Source organism: Pseudomonas sp. C2.3V (genome assembly GCF_058536325.1).
In genome coordinates this window covers 1444560-1465224 of sequence record NZ_JBZUBN010000001.1, presented here as the reverse complement: position 1 = coordinate 1465224, position 20665 = coordinate 1444560, and the positions used below count along the sequence as shown (strand labels likewise).

The window sequence follows — 20665 nt, the reverse complement described above, 5'->3', positions numbered from 1 at the left end:
AACTGGCCGTTATAGTCCCAAGCTCGACTACACTCATATATGCAGCGTTCGCCACTTCAGGCGGAGCGAATCCCTGTTGCTTCACAGCCCTGACGAAGCGCCAGCTTACAGACTGGCAAGCCCCCATCAGCAGGCATTACACTCAACGCTTCGATCATCGCCGTGGGTTTACCATGACCGCACCAGACGCGGATGAACGCCGCGAATACTATCGCATCACAGACTCGATCGCACTGGAAATCACCCCACTTGCCGGGACAGAACAATCCGCCACGCCTAATGTGTCACCTTTGTTCGATCTGCTAAGTGAAATGCATCTTCTGGAGTTCGAATCACAGCACCTTCTGCGTAGCGTCAATGAGCGCGACCGCCCAATTGCCGCCTGTATAAAGCTGCTCAACAAGCGAATCGATTTACTGGGTCAGGCACTGACCTGGAATTTGATTCATGAAGTCGGAGAACCCAGACCTGTCGTGCTGTCCGAGGGTGGCATCAGCTTTCAACATTCAGAGGCGTTTTCACTGGGTAGCCAGCTAAGCCTGCGCATGATACTGATGCCTCAGGCACTGGGCCTTGAATTGAAAGCTGAAGTGATTCACTGCCAGCCGGCTACGCCAGACAGTTATGAGATAGGCACCAGCTTCGTAGACATCAGCGATGCACAACGCCAGCTGCTTGCTCGGCATATCTTCAAGAAGCAGGCCCATGAGCGCCGTACGCTCAGAGCACAGCCCAAGGGTGAGCAATAGTGAACTACTGGCTGAGTTTTTTACTGTTGCTCGGCCCAACAGCTGTTTTCGCCGATACGCTCTCGATCCCTATTAGTCGTCAAGGTGACACCCACACGGCCCTGCCCCAACCTGGGCAACTTCGCACCGAGGTGCTGAATCGATTTGGTTTGCCGGACGAAGAACATCCAGCCGTAGGTAAGCCGCCCATTACTCGCTGGGACTATCGCGACTTCAGCGTCTATTTTGAGAATGACCGTGTCATTGATGCGGTTCGTGACCATCAGCCACTTAATCGCAGGGAAACGCCATGACAGTCATCTACGGCCATCGAGGAGCCAAAGGCGAGGCCCCGGAAAACACGCTAGCCAGCTTTGAGCAGTGCCTGCAGGTGGGCGTAACCCGCTGCGAGCTGGACCTCCACCTGTCCAGTGATGGAGAATTGATGGTCATTCACGACCCTACCCTCAAGCGTACTACGGGACGTCGAGGTAAGGTTGCCGAGTTGCCTGCCGATACGCTGGTTACCTACGACGCACGCTTGGCAGGTCCCTCATGGCCTCGACCCTGCCCTATTCCACGCCTTGAGGATCTTTTCAAGCAAGTGGATTTCGAGCATTGGCAGCTTGAAGTCAAAAGCGCTTCACGCGTCCGGGCTGCACGCACCATCAAAGCCATCGATGAGCTGGCGAAACGTTTCAATCTCAGCGACCGTATTACGGTAACGTCCAGCTCACGGGAAGTATTAAGGGCGCTTAACCGTGACACTCCCTGGCTTCAACGTGGGCTGGTGGCAGAATACGCCTGGCTGGATCCGCTGAAAGTGGCTGCTAACTACGGCTGCCATTTACTTGCGCTCAATTGGACGCTGTGCACCCCTGAGCGACTCTTGAAGGCCCAGCGCCAGGGCCTGCATGTATCGGTATGGACGGTAAATGAGCCCTCCTTGATGCGACGCCTAATCGACTTCGGTGCAGACAGTTTAATTACGGATTATCCAGCACTGGCCAGAACCGTGCTGGATGATCACAAACCACAGGCTAAGCCGGCTTAGAAAAGCCGGTTCAACCCATCAAAGGCAGCTACGCGGTACGCCTCAGCCATGGTGGGATAATTAAACGTCGTATTGATGAAGTACTTGATGTTATTGCCAGGACCTTTCTGGTTCATGATGGCTTGTCCGATGTGAAGAATCTCGGACGCCTGATCGCCAAAGCAGTGAACACCAAGGACTTCCAGAGTCTCGCGATGGAACAGGATTTTGAGCATGCCTACCGGCTCGCCTGAAATCTGCGCTCGCGCCATGCTTTTGAAGAACGCTTTGCCAACTTCGTAGGGTACTCTAGCCTGCGTCAAATCGCGCTCGTTTTTACCCAAAGAACTGATTTCGGGAATGGTATAAATTCCAGTAGGAATATCATCGACATAGCGCGCTGAATCATCATCCAGAATATTACCGGCAGCTGAACGACCTTGGTCAAACGCTGCACTGGCGAGGCTAGGCCAACCAATGACATCTCCAGCCGCCAGGATATTGGGGCAACTGGTGCGGTAATTCTCATCCACGTTAATTTGGCCGCGGCTGTTCACCTCGATACCAACATTCTCCAACGCCAGCTGGTCGGTATTGCCGGTGCGCCCGTTACACCACAGAAGCGCGTCAGCTCGCAGCTTCTTGCCTGACTTAAGGTGAAGAACGACCCCATGCTCCAGGCCTTCAATACGCTCATACTCTTCATTGTGACGAATGAGCACATTATTGGTGCGCAAGTGGTAGCTAAGCGCATCGGAGATTTCATCATCCAGGAAGCTCAGCAGCTGATCGCGCGTATCGATCAGATCGACGAGCACACCCAGGCCACTGAAGATGGAGGCGTATTCACACCCAATGACACCTGCTCCATAAATGATCAGGCGCCGTGGTGTATGGCTCAAGGTCAGGATGGTATCGCTGTCATAAACACGCGGGTGGGAGAAATCAACATCAGCTGGGCGGTAAGGACGCGAGCCCGTTGCAATAACCACCTGCTTGCCAACCAGTTGTTCGGTACCGCCATTGGGATTTATGACGTTGATCGTGTGCTCGTCGATAAAGCTTGCGGTTCCGAAGTACACATCGACCCGGTTACGAGCAAAATAGGATGTGTGTGAATTAACCTGCTTTCCAATGACGCGCTCAGCACTCTTGAGCACGTCAGGAAAGGAAAACCAGCGAGGCTCGCCAATCGTGCGGAACATCGGATTATTGTTGAAATGGATGATCTGCTTGACTGAGTTACGCAGAGCCTTTGACGGAATGGTGCCAAGGTGAATGCAATTTCCACCGATGACCTGGCGACTGTCCACGACCGCCACCTTGCGTCCGTGCTTGGCTGCATTGATTGCAGCCCCCTCGCCTGCCGGGCCCGATCCCAGCACCACTACGTCATAGTTATAGACAGCCATGATTACTCCTCGAAAAAACGAACCGATCGCTCATGAGCGTCGAGCACATCATCACCGGCTCTACGGCAACCCGATTTAAGCGATGATCTCTATATAGGTTACACCTATCCTCTCGTTGCGACCTTTCGTCACACTAGAAAATCTTTTCAATTTAAAGCGATAAATAAAAACGGGAGCCTAAGCTCCCGTCTTCATATGAACAATGCTTAAACCGCTGGATAAGCCGGTGGGTTTACACCAGCCATTTCCTCAAGCACACGAACAACCTGGCAGCTATAGCCGAACTCGTTGTCATACCACACATAGAGAACGACACGGTTATCGCTGCAAATGGTAGCACCTGCGTCTACTATGCCAGCATGACGAGAGCCAACGAAGTCGCTGGATACCACTTCAGGCGAGTTGACGAAATCGATCTGCTTGTGAAGATCAGAGTGCAGCGCCATATAACGCAGATAATCGTTGATCTCTTCCTTATTGGTGCCTTTTTCAAGGTTCAGGTTCAGGATAGCCATCGACACGTTGGGCGTTGGAACGCGAATGGCATTACCTGTCAGCTTGCCAGCCAATTCTGGCAGCGCCTTGGCGACCGCTTTGGCGGCGCCCGTCTCGGTAATCACCATGTTCAACGGTGCACTACGACCGCGACGATCACCTTTGTGGAAGTTGTCGATCAGGTTTTGATCATTGGTGAAGGAGTGAACCGTTTCTACATGACCGCTGATGATGCCGTACTTGTCATTGATGGCCTTCAGCACGGGCACGATAGCATTGGTGGTGCAGGAAGCCGCCGTAACAATGCTGTCTTCTGGGCTGATAGTGTTGTGGTTGATACCGTGAACGATATTCTTGAGCGACCCCTTGCCAGGCGCCGTCAGCACAACACGCGCAGCACCCGGGCACTTCAGATGTTGCGACAGGCCTTCTGCATCACGCCATTTACCGGTGTTATCAACAATGATCGCATTATTGATACCGTACTGGGTGTAGTCGACTGTGGTCGGATCGTTGGAATAGATCACCTGAATCAAGGTGCCATTTGCACAAATCGTATTGTTGGTCTCGTCAACGGTGATGGTGCCTTCAAAGGAGCCATGTACCGAGTCGCGACGCAACAGGCTGGCGCGCTTGACCAGATCGTTTTCAGCGCCTTTACGCACCACAATGGCACGTAGACGCAGGCCATCGCCGCTTCCAGAGTGCTCGATAAGGATACGTGCAAGCAAACGTCCGATACGGCCAAAGCCATACAGAACCACATCGGTTCCCTGGCGCTTTTCGGTGCCCTGCTTACCTACAACGGCAGCCAGTTCTTCGCGTAGGAACTCTTTTAGATCACGCCCTGCCCCCGCCTGCTTGAATTTCAAGCTCAGACGCGCCAAATCAATGGAAGCGGCACCTAGCTCAAGTTCACTAATAGCCTTAAGCAGCGGATAGGTATCGTGTACAGACAATGCGACATCATCGACCTGACGTGCAAAGCGATGCGCCTTGAGAATGGCGATCACTGAACGATTAACCAAACCACGCCCATATATAGAGGTCACAACATTATTATTACGGTAGAGCTGACCGATCAGCGGAATCATTGCCTCCGCAATCGCCTCACGATCGATCCATTCACCAAGACACTGGTCGGAGTTCTGACTCACGGTGATACCTTCCATATGTAGGGGCTAACAAAAGGAACTACATTATGACCGCACCTGCCTGAACCGGCAATCTTCGCGCGTCGATGCACTGACAGCGAGACGAGACCGTCGTTACAATCCCAACTCAGATTTTTTTCAACGGAGCCTAACCAGCGTGCCCGTTTTGCGCATTCCATCAATTCCTGATACCGCCGGACGACAGCATTGGGGAAATCTCCCCGGAGCCGCGCTAAGTCTGGCTATTGCCGAGGCTGCAAGCGCTGCCAGCCAACGATTCACCCTACTTTTAACGCCGGACAGCCAGAGCGCCGAACGCCTGGAGCAAGAACTGCGCTTCTTTGCCCCGAGGCTTCCCGTACTGCATTTCCCTGATTGGGAAACGTTGCCTTACGATATTTTTTCGCCGCATCAAGACATTATTTCCCAACGTGTAGCGGCGCTCTATCGTCTACCAGAGCTTGATCACGGCATTTTGGTAGTGCCTATCGCAACAGCCCTACATCGTATGGCACCTACACGCTTCCTGTTAGGCAGCAGTCTTGTGCTGGATGTGGGACAACGTCTGGATGTAGAGGCTACGCGGGCTCGCCTGGAGGCAGCCGGATACCGCTATGTCGATACCGTCTACGAGCATGGCGAATTTACAGTCCGTGGAGCACTGATTGATCTCTTCCCGATGGGCAGTAGTCTCCCGTACCGAATCGACTTATTCGATGACGAAATTGAGACATTACGCACATTTGATCCAGAGACGCAGCGATCAATCGACAAGGTAGATTCGATCCGACTGCTTCCTGCTCGAGAATTTCCGCTGCATAAAGAAGCCGTCACAGGGTTCAGGGCACGCTTTCGAGAGCGTTTTGATGTGGATTATCGTCGCAGCCCTCTTTACCAGGATCTGGCGAGTGGCTTGACGCCCGCGGGCATTGAGTACTACCTGCCGTTGTTCTTTGATGAGACGTCGACGCTGTTTGATTACCTGCCCCAGAGCGCACAGGTTTTTTCGTTACCAGGCATCGAGCAGGCATCTGAACAGTTCTGGACGGACGTACGGACCCGTTACGAAGACCGTCGCGTTGACCCGGAGCGTCCTCTATTACCACCGGCTGAAGTTTTCCTCCCGGTAGAAGAGTGCTTCGCTCGTCTCAAGCAATGGCCACGCATTGTTATCAGTAGCGATGATATCGAGCCGGGTGTGGGTCGTGAGCGTTTTTCAGCGCGGCCTCTGCCCAATCTTGCCATTGAGGCCAAGGCTAATCAGCCATTGGCGGCCTTGCAAAATTTCCTGGCTGAGTTTGATGGACGCATCCTGTTTACAGCAGAATCCGCCGGCCGTCGGGAGGTGCTGCTTGAGTTGCTGGCACGTATCAACCTGCGCCCTACATCGGTCGAGGGATGGGAAGATTTTCAGGAAACTGACGAGCGCCTGTCGATTACAGTCGCGCCGCTCGACGAAGGCTTGCTACTCGAAAAACCCGATGTAGCCCTCATTGCCGAAAGTCCGTTGTTTGGTCAGCGTATCATGCAGCGTCGTCGCCGGGAAAAGCGCAACGAGCATGGTGACAACGTCGTCAAGAACCTGACCGAGCTACGCGAGGGCGCGCCGGTCGTGCATATTGATCACGGCGTTGGGCGTTATATGGGTCTGGTAACGCTTGAGTTGGAGGGCCAGGCGCAAGAATTTCTACTATTGGAATATGCAGACGAAGCGAAGCTCTATGTTCCGGTTGCCAACCTGCACCTGATTGCCCGTTATTCAGGCGCTGACGACGCGCTTGCTCCACTACACAAACTAGGTTCTGAAACCTGGCAGAAAGCCAAACGCAAGGCAGCTGAGCAGGTGCGCGATGTTGCCGCCGAACTGCTGGATGTATATGCCCGTCGAGCCGCTCGGGAAGGATTTGCGTTTACTGATCCCAAGGCGGATTACGAAACCTTCGCAGCAGGCTTTCCGTTTGAAGAAACACCTGACCAGCAAGTTACTATCGATGCTGTACTCAAGGATATGCTGTCAGGCAAGCCCATGGATCGTCTGGTCTGCGGCGATGTAGGCTTTGGCAAGACCGAAGTCGCCATGCGGGCGGCGTTTGTAGCGGTACACAGCGGCAAGCAGGTGGCCGTCCTGGTTCCTACAACACTGTTGGCGCAGCAGCACTACAACAGCTTTCGCGACCGCTTTGCCGACTGGCCTGTGCGTGTCGAGGTGATGTCTCGCTTCAAGTCTGCCAAGGATGTTGAAAAGGCCGTACAGGAACTGGCTGACGGTAATATCGACATTATTATCGGCACACACAAACTGCTGCAGGACGACGTGAAGCTCAAGAATCTGGGACTCGTCATCATTGATGAGGAGCACCGATTCGGCGTGCGTCAGAAGGAGCAATTCAAAGCGCTACGTAGCGAAGTCGATATTCTGACCCTTACGGCCACACCGATTCCGCGCACGCTCAACATGGCTGTTGCAGGTATGCGCGATCTGTCCATCATCGCCACTCCGCCGGCTCGACGTTTGTCGGTCCGGACGTTCGTCATGGAGCAGCAGAACGCGGTTATCAAGGAAGCCCTTCTGCGCGAGCTGCTACGCGGCGGACAGGTCTACTACCTTCACAACGAAGTAAAGACCATTGAAAAGTGCGCCCGGGACCTTGCGGAGCTGGTGCCGGAGGCCCGTATTGGCATTGGTCATGGACAGATGCGCGAACGGGAACTGGAACAGGTCATGAGCGACTTCTACCACAAGCGCTTCAACGTGCTGGTAGCGTCAACTATTATCGAGACCGGTATCGACGTGCCCAGCGCCAATACCATCATTATCGAGCGTGCAGACAAGTTTGGCCTGGCGCAACTGCATCAGTTGCGTGGACGCGTGGGACGAAGTCACCACCAAGCGTATGCCTACCTGCTAACACCGCCACGAAAAAGCATGACACCTGATGCTGAAAAACGTCTTGAGGCGATTGCTGGTGCGCAGGACCTGGGCGCAGGCTTCATTCTGGCCACCCATGACCTTGAAATACGGGGCGCCGGCGAACTCCTGGGCGAAGGTCAAAGCGGCCAGATCCAGGCTGTAGGCTTTACGCTGTACATGGAAATGCTGGAACGGGCGGTCAAGGCTATTCGCAAAGGTGAACAACCGAACCTGGAACAGCCCCTTGGGGGTGGTCCGGACATCAATCTGCGGGTACCTGCGCTCATTCCAGAGGACTATCTGCCAGACGTCCATACTCGCCTGATTCTGTACAAGCGTATTGCTTCTGCAGCCGATGAAGATGCACTCAAGGAGCTACAGGTCGAGATGATTGACCGCTTTGGCCTTTTGCCCAATGCCGTCAAAAACCTGGTCCGCCTGACACTTATGAAGATCAAGGCAGAAGCCCTAGGTGTTGTGAAGGTTGATGCCGGCCCGCAAGGCGGTCGCATCGAGTTCACTCCTGATACGAAGGTTGATCCGTTGGTACTGGTCAAAATGATACAAAGCCAGCCCAACAAGTATCGCCTTGAGGGTGCAACCATCTTTAAATTCCAGGTACCGATGGAACGTCCTGAAGAGCGTTTCAATATCATTGAGGCACTTTTCGAGCGCTTGACCCCGGAAAACGTCTAGTCCAGGTAACCGGCCGGGCACTCAGGAGGTGCCCGGCCAGTCGGGCTTAACCTGCCAGTACTGTTGCCAGTACAGCTTTAACCCTGCCTATACCCTCATGCAGCGCCTGCTCTATTTCAGCCATGGTGATAACGCCAGTTACCTTACCTGCAGCTGGATTAACGACCAACGCCAGACAGGCATAAGCCAAATCCTGCTCCCGAGCCAGTGCGGCTTCTGGCATGGCTGTCATCCCCACGATGTCACATCCATCACGCTCCAGTCGAACGATCTCCCCTGCCGTTTCCAAACGAGGCCCTTGTGTACATGCATAGACACCCTGATCACTGTGGGCATAGCCGTGTTGACGCAGCGCACTGATCAATTGCTGGCGAAGCGCCTCATCATAGGGGTAGCTGAAATCGATATGGGTTACCGCTTCCAGAGACCCTTCAAAAAAGGTGTGTTCACGACCCCATGTATAGTCGACGATCTGGTGAGGTACACATAGATGCCCGCTACCCATTGCTGAATGGATACCGCCTACCGCATTAACGGCCAGGATTGCTTCTGCACCGGCATGCTTGAGCGCCCATATATTGGCGCGATAATTGACCTGATGAGGCGGGATGCGATGCGGATGACCATGGCGCGCCAGGAACAATACTTCGCGTCCTGCATAACGGCCTTTGAGAATGTCCGCCGAAGGCGCGCCATAGGGCGTGTTTATTCTGAGGGACTCATCCAGCGTCAGACCTTCCAGCTGCGTCAGGCCAGTCCCGCCAATAATGGCGTAAACGGTCATATAAACTCCTTAATCAATCAAACCTGCTTGGCGCAGAGTAGATAAAGCCGCAAGCCAGCGAGGATGCTGACGGTATTCAATGGATGGAAATGCTTTTGCACTCATGCGTTTCAACCGCTGCGAAGGCTTGGCTTTCAAGCGCTGCAGCGCGGTTAGCGCCAGCTCAGCCGCGGCACGGTCATTACAAACGAGCCCCATGTTACAGCCAGCACTCAAGGCAGCCTCTATGCGTCCTGCCGCGTCACCGGCAACATGCGCACCGGCCATGGATAGATCGTCGCTGAAAATAACACCCTTGAAACCCAACTCGCCGCGAAGCACGTCCTGCAGCCACCGCCGCGAAAACCCGGCTGGCTGCTCATCTACGCAGGGATAGATCACATGAGCAGGCATGATCGCTTCCAGCTGCCCACTCAGACGCTTGAAAGGTACAAGATCAACGGCCTTGATGTCTTCCAGGCTACGCTCGTCACGGGGGATGGCCACATGCGAGTCGGCTTCTGCCCATCCATGCCCCGGGAAATGCTTGCCGGTTGCAGCCATGCCGGCAGCATGCATGCCGCGAACGAAGGCGCCTGCCAGATCGGTCGCCCTGTCCGGCGCTCCCTCGAAGGCTCTCTGACCGATTACCACGCTACGGCCATGATCAAGATCCAGAACCGGAGCAAAGCTGAAGTCGAGCCCGACGGCCAGCACTTCGGTTGCCATTATCCACCCGCATGCCTCGGCAAGGCGGTCGGCCTCTGGATGATCGGCAAATCGCCGCATGGCAGGCAGACGTACAAAGCCCTGTCGAAGTCGCTGGACGCGGCCGCCCTCCTGGTCGACAGCCAATAGCAACTCCGGCCGCTCGGCGCGTATGGCTTCACATAGCTCACGCACTTGGCGAGGATGCTCGATATTGCGAGCAAAAAGAATGAGCCCACCCACTTCGGGCTGGCGCAGGAGATGTCGGTCTTCAGCGGTCAGCCATGTGCCGCCAATGTCCACCATTAATGAGCCTTGCATAGGCATTCCTGAGGCACAGAAAACAAGTGAGGCATGGTGCCCTTTCAACTCGTTTCAATCAATGTGTCAGTAATGCCTTTGCTGAAAGCGCTGGCATATCCTCACTCAGAAGCGCTGAGCATCCTGACTGACAGGCTTGCGGGGCTTGAATTGCGCAGATGCCAGAGCCTGATCCGTCATTGCACTCTCCGCCAGCATGCCACTGGCCATGAAAGGCACCATCAAACGCAATACCTGCTCCGTTGACGTATGTACACCAAAATCATTATCAGCCATGGCCTTCAAAGCCTTGATACCTGACATGCTGAATGCAGCCACCCCTATCATGAAGTGAGCGCGCCAGAACAGCTCCAGCGGAGGAATGGCAGGCGCAGCCATGGCAACCAGCTCCATGTAGCGACGAAAAACGCGTCCGTATGCCTCTTCGAGGTATTTCTTCAGATGCCCCTGGCTCTCACTGAATGCCAGCCCTAAAAGCCGCATGAAAATGGAAAGATCATTACCGTGACGCGGTTTGATGGCTAACGCCTGATCTACCAGCAGATAAAGAAGCTCCTCAAGGTCTGCCTTGGTCCCGGACTTGCCGTACCGTCGGTCCAACTCATTTTCCAAACACGCGCAATAAGGGTCCAGAAAACGAGAGAATACCGCCTGGATAAGGGATTTCTTCGAGCCGAAGTGATAATTCACTGCTGCAAGGTTTACATTCGCCTTGCTGGTTATCAGGCGGAGCGATGTTTCAGCAAAGCCACGCTCAGCAAAAAGTTGTTCAGCGGCATCCAATATCCGCTCGACCGTTTCAGATTGAGCCATCGCTTAACTACCTGATCATAAAATGTTTTAAACATATGTTTAAAACATTCCTGAGTCAATGCCTGGGATAGCTAAGTGCCGTAATGGCATTTGGCTGATAAAAAGTCGGTTGCCCTCAAACCAATACTGTATATAATCCCAGGAACTGTATATAAAGCCAGACACCTATCATGCTAAAACTAACTCCGAGACAGTCTGAAATCCTGAGCTTCATCAAGCGCTGCCTTGAAGAAAATGGATTCCCGCCCACCCGTGCGGAAATCGCTCAGGAGCTTGGCTTCAAATCCCCGAATGCGGCAGAGGAGCACCTCAAGGCGCTTGCACGTAAAGGCGCTATTGAAATGACGCCTGGTGCCTCTCGCGGAATCCGCATTCCTGGACTGGAAACACAGAAACCTTCTGACAGTGAGCTCCCTGTCATCGGTCGTGTCGCTGCAGGCGCGCCAATCCTGGCCCAGCAGCACGTGGAAGAAAATTGCAATATTAACCCTGACTTCTTCCAACCACGTGCGGATTACCTTCTCAAGGTAGAAGGCATGAGCATGAAGAACATTGGTATTCTTGATGGTGACCTTCTGGCGGTTCACGTCACTCGTGAGGCGCGCAACGGGCAAGTCGTGGTTGCTCGTGTCGGAGAAGAAGTTACGGTCAAGCGGTTCAAACGTGAGGGCAACAAGGTTTGGCTGATTGCTGAAAACCCTGATTTCCAGCCTATTGAGGTGGACCTCAATAAGCAGGATCTAGTAATCGAAGGCCTGAGCGTAGGTGTCATCAGGCGTTAACGAGTCAACGTATCTATAAGGAGGTGTTCAGTGCAATCTTTATTGCCGCCGGATCATGGACAGTTGCCGTTGTTTCACGACGCACTGGTTCAACCGTCGCTCAATCCTTTTTTGGCTGGACCTATTCAGGCGGCGACTTTGCCTGATTGCTTTAGTGAAGTGACTCTAAACGGCGCTCAAGACCATTGCCTGCATTTGCTAGCACCCATGCTGCGGGAGTTGAGTGACGAACAGGATCCCCGGTGGCTGACACTGATAGCACCTCCGACGCTGCTAACGACAAAGTGGCTGCGCTCAAGGGATTTGAATCTAAATAGAATCCTGCTGCTGCAACCGCGTCAGAGCATGCAGACACTAGAGCTTGCTTGTGAAGCCTTACGTTCAGGAAGAAGCCATACCGTGGTGAGCTGGCTCCACGGCATGAAGACTTCCGAGAAGAAAAAGCTGGCTTTGGCCGCTCAGACAGGCAACGCCCAAAGCCTTAACATTCGCTTGGGCTGATCAATGAAGAACGCGGGGAGTATCTTCGCGTTCTATCATATCCCCTTCGGCTAGACGCCCCGCCATCTGCACACCCAAATTGAACATGGCTTTAGCCACTTCAACTTGCTGGCCATGCAGAAAATCCTTTGCATCGGAAGAAAACTCCAATGTCACCAGTGCCTCTTCACCATCGGCACGGCGAAGAACGATACGGCCATCAGCCAGTTCGACAATTTCAAGATAAGACGTAGACATATGTGCATCTCCAGCAGGCGCTGGCATTGTAGCAGTCGCACCTGCCCTTCCCTAGGCTCTATCGATTAACGTAATGCAATAAAGACTAAAATGTTGCAAGACAGCTCTTCAATCAAGAAGATCTACACATTTTTGGCGTCTGTGCCTCACCATTCGGTCAATGAACCACGAAAGCGCAGCGCCAACTCCTTGATGTTTTTTCTCCAGGCCTCGAGCTCAGTATGGCTCAGCAGCCTCTTCTCTTCATCAAGCGTAACCGACTCAATCAGCGGCAGACCAGGATCAACCTTAGCTTGCTTGATAGGCTGCGGTGGTTTTTGCAATGCGGAGAACCCATCCAGCAATTGAGCCAGCCATGTTTGCTGATGACTTGCCAACTCAAACAATTCAGCCAACTCAGGACTTGGCGAATCTTTCAAAGCTTGTGGATTTAAAAACTGATCGATTGAGGCAGCCTGGGCGTTAGGCAGGCGGTAATAACCTGCCACTTCATGACACAACCCCAAAACAGCACCATACAAATGAAACAACGTCGCCTCTCGCTCGGCCTGAATCTGCCCCTGGGCATTCATGCTCTGCTCGTGCTCCGCCCTGCGCCACGATTCAAGGCTTAAACCGGCGAAGTACAACTTCTGGTTGGTACGAGTATAGATCTCATGAGACATGCCTGAATCCTCCCAAGGCAAAGCGGTGCCAACTGCCCCGCTACACAGACACCAATTGCCAGGCTTGCAGACCTGGCAACCAGATACAGCGCATCAACTACGCTTGTCTTCTACCTTCCACTTCCCATTATCGAAATAGGCTTTCCAACCGGTCGGCTTACCATTCTCTTCTGTCTGTACATATTGCTCCTTCGTCTTGCGACTGAAGCGAATAACAGCAGAACGGCCATCCGGGTCTTTGGCCGGTGCACTTAATAGATAATGGTATTTCGGATCGATTTCATCCTTGTGCGGCAACAGCTCGCTGACCAACGGTGCGCGAGTTTCGCGATTCTTTGGAAACTGGCTGGCCGCCAGGAATAAACCTGAAGCTCCATCTCGCAATACATACGTATCGTTGACTTTCTCGCACTTGAGCTCAGGCATTGCAATGGCATCCATCTTGGGCGGAGCCGGCTCGCCGTTCTTCAGCAGCTTGCGCGTATTCTTGCACTCAGGATTGGTACATCCAAAGAATTTGCCGAAACGACCCGTCTTGAGCTGCATTTCACTGCCGCACTTGTCACACTCCAGTGAAGGCCCTTCATAGCCCTTGATGCGATAGTTACCGGTTTCAACTTCATAACCCGAGCAATCGGGGTTATTGCCACAGATGTGGAGCTTGCGATGCTCGTCAATCAGGTAAGCATCCATCGCAGTTCCGCAAATATCGCAGCGGTGCTTGCCACGCAGCACACGCGATTCCGACTCGCCTTCGTCGTCCTCAGCAATTTCATCACCCGGAACAAGGTTGATCGTTCCTTTGCAACGCTCTTTGGGCGGCAGGCTATAACCCGAGCATCCAAGGAATACACCCGTTGAAGCGGTACGGATCATCATCGGCCGGCTACATGTCGGACAAGGGATGTCCGTGAGAGTCGGCACATTCGCACGCATTCCTCCTTCAGCGCTCTCAGCGGCTTCTAGCTTTTTCTTGAAATCGCTATAGAACTCATCTAGCAGGTTTTTCCAGTCAAGCTCGCCCTGCGCTACGGTATCAAGATCACCTTCCATGCTGGCGGTAAAACCATAATCCATGAGGTCAGAGAAGCTCTCGCCCAGCCGGTCAGTAACAATGTCACCCATCTTTTCTGCGTAGAAACGGCGATTATGCACAGTGGCATAGCCGCGATCCTGAATCGTGGAAATAATGGCTGCATAGGTAGATGGACGACCAATACCGCGCTTTTCCAGCTCCTTGACCAAACTGGCCTCAGAGAAACGTGCCGGCGGCTTGGTGAAGTGCTGAGTGGGATCCAGCTTCAGCAGCTTCATGGCATCGCCCTGGTTCATTTCGGGCAGTACGTCGTCTTCGCCAGGCTTGCTCTGTTGCGACAGAACTCGGGTAAAGCCATCGAACTTGAGGATTCGCCCTTTGGCGCGCAACTCAAACTCACCGGCCTTTGCCGTAACGGTCGTAGAAAGATATTCCGCAGGAGGCATCTGACAGGCAATGAACTGACGCCAGATCAAATCGTACAAGCGTTCGGCGTCTCGCTCCATGCCAGACAGCTGGTCAGGACGCGTGTTTACGTCAGACGGACGAATTGCTTCGTGAGCCTCTTGCGCACCTTCCTTGCTGCTGTAGAAATTAGGCTTGGCCGGTAAGTATTTGTCGCCAAATTCATTTTCGATAAACGCCCGAGCCATGGTAATGGCATCGCTGGACAGGTTCGTCGAATCGGTACGCATGTAAGTGATATAACCCGCCTCGTAAAGACGCTGGGCCATCATCATGGTTTTCTTTACACCAAAGCCCAGCCGATTGCTGGCAGCCTGTTGTAAAGTCGATGTAATGAACGGAGCGGAAGGTCGGCTGCTGGTAGGCTTGTCTTCACGCTTGCTAATGCTGTAGCTGGAAGCCTTTAACTTCTCGACGGCAGCACTTGCCTGCGCCTCGTTCAACGGCTTGAATGCATCGCCGTTTTGCCGGACGATCTCAAAACGCGCCTTGGCATTCTTGGGGTTCGCCAAATCGGCGTGAACTTCCCAGTACTCTTCAGGGACGAAGGCACGAATTTCCCGCTCACGCTCCACAAGCAGCTTGACCGCAACGGACTGAACACGTCCAGCCGAAAGCCCTCGGGCGATCTTCTGCCATAGCAGAGGCGAGACCATGTAGCCTACTACACGGTCCAGAAAGCGCCTGGCCTGCTGAGCATTGACTCGATTGATATCCAGCTCGCCCGGCTTGGAGAACGCATCCTGAATCGCTTTTTTAGTGATTTCGTTGAAGACGACCCGCTTGAAGCGGCTTTCGTCTCCGCCGATGGCCTCACGAAGATGCCAGGCAATGGCTTCCCCTTCGCGGTCCAAGTCGGTTGCGAGATAAACAGTGTCAGCTTCCTTAGCCAGACGCTTAAGCTCTTCGATCACCTTTTCCTTTCCAGGCAGGATCTCGTAGTGCGCCTTCCAGCCATGCTCAGGGTCGACCCCCATGCGAGCGATAAGCTGGCGCTTGGCCTTTTCCTTTGGAGAAAGGGCTGGAGCTTCGGCAGCAGACTTGCGTCCTTTCGTGGCGGACTCTTTTGACGCGCCTGCCGACCCACTGGTAGGCAGGTCACGGATATGGCCGATACTCGACTTCACCACGTACTGGTTGCCCAAATACTTGTTGATGGTCTTGGCCTTGGCCGGGGATTCCACGATGACCAGCGATTTGCCCATGTATCGGTTGATTCCTGCGTTATTAAAAGATGTAAAGAGAAAGGCGAGACAGTCTGACAGACATTTGGCAGTGAGGCAGTGACTGACGAACCATGACAGCGTGGCTGTACGGCCCCGCTATATATAGTGGCTGTTGGAGAAAGGTCAAGGCTGCGCGTTATCGGCAAGCCCTAACGGATTCTCCTCAACCTTTACTAAAGCAAAGCGGGGAACACGCTCGCTGTCCACCTCGACGCTTTCCAGAAACATGCTGAGCGGACGCGCCCAAAGGCCGTATTCACCATACAACGCCTGGTAAAAAACAAGCTCCTCTTCCGTTTCAGAATGTTTGGCTACGCCCAGGACACGGTACTCCTGCCCCTTGTAATGCCGATAGAGCCCAGGTTGTAAGGACATGTTCCCTCCAGAAAGAAAAACCGGGGCCAGGCCCCGGTTTCGGTAGCATAAACGCCATTCTCAGACGCGTTCGAACACCGTCGTAATGCCTTGACCCAGGCCGATACACATGGTTGCTACGCCCAGTGCACCACCCTTTTGTTTCATGACATTTAATAGCGTGCCGGAAATACGGGCTCCAGAGCAACCAAAGGGATGACCTAACGCGATGGCCCCACCATGAAGATTGACCTTTTCGTCCATCTTGTCGAGGAGCTTGAGGTCTTTCAGCACCGGTAATGCTTGGGCTGCGAAAGCCTCATTGAGTTCGACATAGTCAATGTCGCCCATCGACAGCCCTGCACGCTTGAGGGCCTTCTGGGTAGCCGGAACAGGACCATAGCCCATGATCGCAGGGTCTACGCCAGCAACCGCCATGGCCCGAATACGTGCCAGTGGCTGCAGGCCAAGGTCCATTGCCCGCTGACCGGACATCACAATCATACAGGAGGCGCCGTCGGTGATCTGGGATGACGTACCTGCAGTTACTGTACCATCCTTTGGATTAAACGCAGGTCTGAGCTCAGCCAGGCCGTCCACCGTTGTATCAGGACGGATGGTCTCGTCATAGTCAAACATCTTCAGGAAGCCATTTTCATCATGTCCTTCCATGGGAATGATTTCGTCCTTGAACGCACCCTCCTGAGTGGCCTTCCAAGCCAACTGGTGCGAACGGTAGCCGAATTTATCCTGTGCTTCCCGGGTAATGCCGTGCATCTTGCCCAGCAGCTCTGCTGTGAGCCCCATCATGCCAGAGGCCTTTGCAGCATAAAGCGACAGATGCGGGTTAGGGTCAACGCCATGCATCATGCTGACATGTCCCATATGCTCGACGCCACCTACCACGAACACATCCCCATTACCGGTCATGATGGCCTGCGCCGCTGTATGCAGTGCGCTCATCGAAGACCCGCAGAGCCGGCTTACGGTCTGCCCTGCGCTAGTATGAGGGATGGGCGTCATCAAGGACGCCATTCGCGCAATGTTCCAGCCTTGCTCGAGCGTCTGGTTTACGCACCCCCAGATCACATCTTCCACTTCTGCCGGGTTGATTTGCGGATTGCGTGCCAGAAGCTGGGTAATCAGATGGGCAGACATGTTTTCTGCCCGGGTATTACGGTGCATGCCACCCTTGGAGCGACCCATCGGTGTGCGGCCAAAGTCGACGATAACAACGTCTCTTGGATTCAGGCTCATAAGAATTCTCGCTCTGTACTGTCTGCGTTAACCAAAGAAGGACTGGCCGTCACGGGCCATTTCGCGCAGCTTTTCAGTCGGGTGATACAGCGGCCCCAGGTCTGCATACTGGTCGGCCAGTGCCACGAACTCGGCAACGCCCAGGGAATCGATATAACGCAGCGCACCGCCTCGGAAGGGAGGGAAGCCAATGCCATAGATCAATCCCATGTCCGCCTCTGCAGCCGACTCGACAATGCCATCTTCCAGGCAACGAACCGTTTCCAGGCACAGCGGAATCATCATGCGCTGAACGATTTCATCATCCGTGAAATCGCGCTGCTCATACACGACAGGCTTGAGCAAGGCGTAGGTTTCTGCATCAGCGACTTTCTTTGGCTTGCCCTTTTTATCGGTCTCGTACACATAGAACCCTTTGCCGTTCTTCTGTCCAAGACGTTTAGCCTCGTACAGCGCATCAACAGCGGTCTTACGGGACTCTTTCATCCGGTCAGGGAAGCCTTCCGCCATCACATCACGGGCATGATGCGCCGTATCCATCCCTACAACATCCATCAAGTAAGCCGGCCCCATAGGCCAGCCAAACTTTTCCATGAGCTTGTCGATACGCTGGAAATCAGCGCCCTGCCCGATCAGGCCAGCAAAACCACCGAAATAAGGGAACAGCACCCGATTGACCAGAAAGCCCGGACAATCATTGACCACGATAGGGTTCTTACCCATTTTTTTGGCATAGGCCACAGTGGTCGCAATCGTTTTTTCGCTGGTCTTTTCGCCGCGGATTATTTCAACCAGAGGCATCATGTGCACCGGATTGAAGAAGTGCATACCGCAGAAATTTTCAGGACGCTTCAGGGCTTGTGCAAGCAAGCTGATCGAGATGGTCGAGGTATTGGACGCCAGAATGGCTTCTTCACCAACCTGATCTTCGACCTCTGCCAGCACAGCCTGCTTGATCTTGGGATTCTCAACAACAGCCTCAACCACGATATCCACCGACTTGAAGTCGCCATAGGACAAAGTGGGGCGAATACGATTGAGCGCTTCAGCCATTTTCACCGGCTCGAGACGGCCCTTCTCGACGCGCTTGTTGAGAAGCTTGCTCGCTTCATCAAGACCGAGCTGAATGGCTTCCTCACGGATATCCTTCATGAGAATCGGCGTGCCTTTGAGCGCAGACTGATAGGCGATACCACCGCCCATGATACCTGCCCCCAAGACGCTGGCCTGTTTGATCTCACCCGCCTGCTGATCGTAAACCTTAGCCTTTTTCTTGAGCAGCTGATCATTCAGGAACAGACCGATCAGGCTTTGCGAAACAGTTGTCTTGGCGAGCTTCACGAAGCCTTTGGCTTCGACTTCAAGCGCCTTCTCTCGTCCGAAATTAGCGGCCTTCTGGATGGTCTTGATCGCTTCTACTGGCGCGGGATAATTCGGACCCGCCTGACCTGCAACGTAGCCTTTGGCCGACTCGAATGCCATCATGGCTTCAATGGGGTTTAGCTTGAGCTTTTCAAGCTTGGGCTGACGACGGGCCTTGTGGTCAAGCTCGCCAGAAATGGCTCGACGTGCCAGATCCAACGCCGCGGCCTGCAACTTATCGGGTGCAACAACTGCATCCACGACACCGACCTTGAGCGCCTCGGCAGCAGAGTTCTCCTTGCCCGAAGCAATCCACTCGATAGCATTGTCGCTACCGATCAGGCGAGGCAACCGAACAGTCCCGCCAAAACCGGGATAAATGCCCAGTTTTACTTCTGGCAGACCAACCTTTGCGGTCTCGCTCATGACCCGGAAGTCGGCGGCCATGGCGATTTCAAGGCCACCACCAAGCGCGATGCCGTTAATTGCCGCTACAGTAGGGACGTTGAGGTCTTCAAAGTCATTGAAGATCTGATTGATCTCGAGGTTTCCTGCCAGCAGATCCTCGTCTGGCATACGGAAACTTTCGACAAACTCGGTGATGTCTGCCCCTACGAGGAAAACATCCTTTCCGCTACTGAGAATGACGGCCTTGACCGAAGCGTCGGCCTTGAGGGCATCGACAGCCTGGCGCAGCTCGTTCAAGGTCAGGCGATTAAATTTATTGACCGACTCGCCAGTAAGATCAAGCTTTAACTCGGCGATACCGTTTTCTAGAGCCTTAACCGTGATGGCTTTACCTTCGTAAATCATCAACTGATCTCCATACGTGGAAGCGGAACACTCACATCCAAGCCTTGTTTGCCCATTCAGGCAGGCAGCCAACTGCATGGCGTGATACTAGGATTCGTCAAGCCCGGGCGGAACGCGAAAGCTATACCTTGCGGCAACCTTCTCTTCTCTGCCCGAGCACTACAGGGCCCGCAAGACAAACATCTGATTCATACAAGTGTTTGACAGCCCCTACACGATCATTCAAAACCTGCGTTATGTCAATTCGACCCATGCGTTAACGTGGCATAACAACCCATTGAGCCCGGACGGCATGGGACTGAAAAATCGTCAATCTCTACAAAGGATAGGTGCAATTGGCGCAGCGATCTGTTAACAACAGCGAGGCGCAACACCCGCAGCAAGGAGCAAGTACCGCGAAATGCGGTCCAAACGGTATCTGGATAGCAGGTGCGAGCCGCACCAGACAGGCCATACTTGAAATGTTCGCCATCCTTAAGGAGGAGAAATAAAATGTCTTATAAACACATTCTGGTAGCCATCGACCTGACTGATGAATGCCATGCCGTAATCCGTCGTGCTGTCGATCTGGCTACCGGCCTCCAAAGCAAGGTTTCCCTAGTCCATGTGGTCGAACCAATGGCTATGGCGTTCGGCGGTGACGTGCCCATGGACCTTTCCTCCCTTCAACAACAGCAGATCGAACAGTCCCGTGAACGCCTGGACAGCTTTGTTGCGCAATACAGCCTTCTGGAGGGCCAGTGCCAGTTGGCCTATGGGCAGCCTCGCCAGGAAATCCACCGCTTTGCTCGCGAAAATGCCTGTGATCTGATCGTTGTAGGCAGCCACGGCCGCCATGGCCTTGCCCTTCTTCTGGGCTCGACCGCCAATGACCTGTTACATGGTGCCCCGTGTGACACCTTAGCGGTCTCCCTGACCCGGAAGTAATACTAA

At 53.8% G+C, this 20665-nt stretch carries 18 protein-coding genes; 7 read left to right on the top strand and 11 right to left on the bottom strand.

The features are described 5' to 3' along the window. The first annotated feature begins 173 nt into the window (after window positions 1-173). The 3 genes from AC4LF3_RS06875 to AC4LF3_RS06865 are packed head-to-tail and all read left to right on the top strand — an operon-like array spanning window position 174 to window position 1782. On the top strand, window positions 174-749 hold the full coding sequence (locus AC4LF3_RS06875) for a PilZ domain-containing protein (protein ID WP_010797710.1): 576 nt from the start codon (window positions 174-176) through the stop codon (window positions 747-749). Further along, window positions 749-1042, top strand: a complete 294-nt coding sequence (locus tag AC4LF3_RS06870; protein WP_122043068.1) for a phosphodiesterase — start codon at window positions 749-751, stop codon at window positions 1040-1042. The genes AC4LF3_RS06875 and AC4LF3_RS06870 overlap by 1 nt, the downstream gene beginning before the upstream one ends. Next, window positions 1039-1782 carry a glycerophosphodiester phosphodiesterase gene (locus tag AC4LF3_RS06865; RefSeq protein ID WP_239380288.1) on the top strand — a complete coding sequence of 248 codons (744 nt, stop codon included), beginning with the start codon at window positions 1039-1041 and terminating at the stop codon, window positions 1780-1782. The genes AC4LF3_RS06870 and AC4LF3_RS06865 overlap by 4 nt, the downstream gene beginning before the upstream one ends. Here the strand turns inward: AC4LF3_RS06865 and sthA are convergent. Then, window positions 1779-3173 carry a Si-specific NAD(P)(+) transhydrogenase gene (gene sthA / locus AC4LF3_RS06860; protein ID WP_010797707.1) on the bottom strand — a complete coding sequence of 465 codons (1395 nt, stop codon included), beginning with the start codon at window positions 3171-3173 and terminating at the stop codon, window positions 1779-1781. The two genes, AC4LF3_RS06865 and sthA, sit on opposite strands and share 4 nt — an antisense overlap. Before the next feature lie 206 nt (window positions 3174-3379). Next, on the bottom strand, window positions 3380-4840 hold the full coding sequence (locus AC4LF3_RS06855; RefSeq protein ID WP_181123845.1) for a glyceraldehyde-3-phosphate dehydrogenase: 1461 nt from the start codon (window positions 4838-4840) through the stop codon (window positions 3380-3382). A gap of 139 nt (window positions 4841-4979) precedes the next feature. On the opposite strand from AC4LF3_RS06855, the gene mfd reads away from it, so the two are divergent. Then, a complete protein-coding gene (mfd, locus tag AC4LF3_RS06850; RefSeq protein ID WP_491834990.1) occupies window positions 4980-8429 on the top strand; it encodes a transcription-repair coupling factor in 3450 nt (1149 codons plus the stop codon). Between the two features lie 46 nt (window positions 8430-8475). On the opposite strand, the gene AC4LF3_RS06845 is transcribed toward mfd, so the two are convergent. The 3 genes from AC4LF3_RS06845 to AC4LF3_RS06835 form a co-directional block, all read right to left on the bottom strand. Further along, complete coding sequence (locus AC4LF3_RS06845) at window positions 8476-9213, bottom strand: S-methyl-5'-thioinosine phosphorylase (protein ID WP_312507758.1); 738 nt, start codon at window positions 9211-9213, stop codon at window positions 8476-8478. A gap of 9 nt (window positions 9214-9222) precedes the next feature. Further along, window positions 9223-10221 (bottom strand): beta-N-acetylhexosaminidase, encoded by a 999-nt coding sequence (gene nagZ, locus AC4LF3_RS06840; protein WP_312507757.1) that lies wholly within the window; start codon window positions 10219-10221, stop codon window positions 9223-9225. Window positions 10222-10326: 105 nt separating this feature from the next. Then, window positions 10327-11034: a TetR/AcrR family transcriptional regulator gene (locus tag AC4LF3_RS06835; protein WP_019365906.1), complete on the bottom strand. Its 708-nt coding sequence runs from the start codon at window positions 11032-11034 to the stop codon at window positions 10327-10329. A 170-nt stretch (window positions 11035-11204) separates the two neighbouring features. Between AC4LF3_RS06835 and lexA the strand changes: the two genes are divergently transcribed. Next, window positions 11205-11816, top strand: a complete 612-nt coding sequence (gene lexA / locus AC4LF3_RS06830) for a transcriptional repressor LexA (protein ID WP_010797701.1) — start codon at window positions 11205-11207, stop codon at window positions 11814-11816. A 30-nt stretch (window positions 11817-11846) separates the two neighbouring features. Next, on the top strand, window positions 11847-12317 hold the full coding sequence (sulA, locus tag AC4LF3_RS06825) for an SOS-induced cell division inhibitor SulA (protein WP_010797700.1): 471 nt from the start codon (window positions 11847-11849) through the stop codon (window positions 12315-12317). Here sulA and AC4LF3_RS06820 read toward each other — a convergent pair whose 3' ends face one another. The 6 genes from AC4LF3_RS06820 to fadB form a co-directional block, all read right to left on the bottom strand. Then, window positions 12318-12554, bottom strand: coding sequence for a hypothetical protein (locus AC4LF3_RS06820; protein ID WP_010797699.1), 237 nt, complete (start codon window positions 12552-12554; stop codon window positions 12318-12320). A gap of 146 nt (window positions 12555-12700) precedes the next feature. After that, a complete protein-coding gene (locus tag AC4LF3_RS06815; protein WP_125888970.1) occupies window positions 12701-13219 on the bottom strand; it encodes a DUF6586 family protein in 519 nt (172 codons plus the stop codon). 93 nt (window positions 13220-13312) lie between these two features. Beyond that, window positions 13313-15925 carry a type I DNA topoisomerase gene (gene topA / locus AC4LF3_RS06810; RefSeq protein ID WP_491834989.1) on the bottom strand — a complete coding sequence of 871 codons (2613 nt, stop codon included), beginning with the start codon at window positions 15923-15925 and terminating at the stop codon, window positions 13313-13315. A 144-nt stretch (window positions 15926-16069) separates the two neighbouring features. After that, window positions 16070-16321, bottom strand: coding sequence for a DUF1653 domain-containing protein (locus tag AC4LF3_RS06805; RefSeq protein ID WP_010797696.1), 252 nt, complete (start codon window positions 16319-16321; stop codon window positions 16070-16072). Window positions 16322-16381: 60 nt separating this feature from the next. Next, window positions 16382-17557 carry an acetyl-CoA C-acyltransferase FadA gene (gene fadA / locus AC4LF3_RS06800; RefSeq protein WP_407363095.1) on the bottom strand — a complete coding sequence of 392 codons (1176 nt, stop codon included), beginning with the start codon at window positions 17555-17557 and terminating at the stop codon, window positions 16382-16384. Between the two features lie 27 nt (window positions 17558-17584). Then, window positions 17585-19732 (bottom strand): fatty acid oxidation complex subunit alpha FadB, encoded by a 2148-nt coding sequence (gene fadB, locus AC4LF3_RS06795; protein ID WP_491834988.1) that lies wholly within the window; start codon window positions 19730-19732, stop codon window positions 17585-17587. A gap of 492 nt (window positions 19733-20224) precedes the next feature. On the opposite strand from fadB, the gene AC4LF3_RS06790 reads away from it, so the two are divergent. Then, on the top strand, window positions 20225-20659 hold the full coding sequence (locus AC4LF3_RS06790) for a universal stress protein (RefSeq protein WP_010797693.1): 435 nt from the start codon (window positions 20225-20227) through the stop codon (window positions 20657-20659). Window positions 20660-20665: the final 6 nt, after the last annotated feature.

Coding starts and splice junctions, on each gene's coding strand:
- fadB (WP_491834988.1), bottom strand. CDS start 19,732: ATGATTTACGAAGGTAAAGCCATCACGGTTAAGGCTCTAGAAAACGGT.
- AC4LF3_RS06875 (WP_010797710.1), top strand. CDS start 174: ATGACCGCACCAGACGCGGATGAACGCCGCGAATACTATCGCATCACA.
- AC4LF3_RS06855 (WP_181123845.1), bottom strand. CDS start 4,840: ATGGAAGGTATCACCGTGAGTCAGAACTCCGACCAGTGTCTTGGTGAA.
- AC4LF3_RS06820 (WP_010797699.1), bottom strand. CDS start 12,554: ATGTCTACGTCTTATCTTGAAATTGTCGAACTGGCTGATGGCCGTATC.
- fadA (WP_407363095.1), bottom strand. CDS start 17,557: ATGAGCCTGAATCCAAGAGACGTTGTTATCGTCGACTTTGGCCGCACA.
- AC4LF3_RS06845 (WP_312507758.1), bottom strand. CDS start 9,213: ATGACCGTTTACGCCATTATTGGCGGGACTGGCCTGACGCAGCTGGAA.
- sthA (WP_010797707.1), bottom strand. CDS start 3,173: ATGGCTGTCTATAACTATGACGTAGTGGTGCTGGGATCGGGCCCGGCA.
- AC4LF3_RS06815 (WP_125888970.1), bottom strand. CDS start 13,219: ATGTCTCATGAGATCTATACTCGTACCAACCAGAAGTTGTACTTCGCC.
- AC4LF3_RS06790 (WP_010797693.1), top strand. CDS start 20,225: ATGTCTTATAAACACATTCTGGTAGCCATCGACCTGACTGATGAATGC.
- nagZ (WP_312507757.1), bottom strand. CDS start 10,221: ATGCAAGGCTCATTAATGGTGGACATTGGCGGCACATGGCTGACCGCT.
- AC4LF3_RS06835 (WP_019365906.1), bottom strand. CDS start 11,034: ATGGCTCAATCTGAAACGGTCGAGCGGATATTGGATGCCGCTGAACAA.
- topA (WP_491834989.1), bottom strand. CDS start 15,925: ATGGGCAAATCGCTGGTCATCGTGGAATCCCCGGCCAAGGCCAAGACC.
- AC4LF3_RS06865 (WP_239380288.1), top strand. CDS start 1,039: ATGACAGTCATCTACGGCCATCGAGGAGCCAAAGGCGAGGCCCCGGAA.
- lexA (WP_010797701.1), top strand. CDS start 11,205: ATGCTAAAACTAACTCCGAGACAGTCTGAAATCCTGAGCTTCATCAAG.
- AC4LF3_RS06805 (WP_010797696.1), bottom strand. CDS start 16,321: ATGTCCTTACAACCTGGGCTCTATCGGCATTACAAGGGGCAGGAGTAC.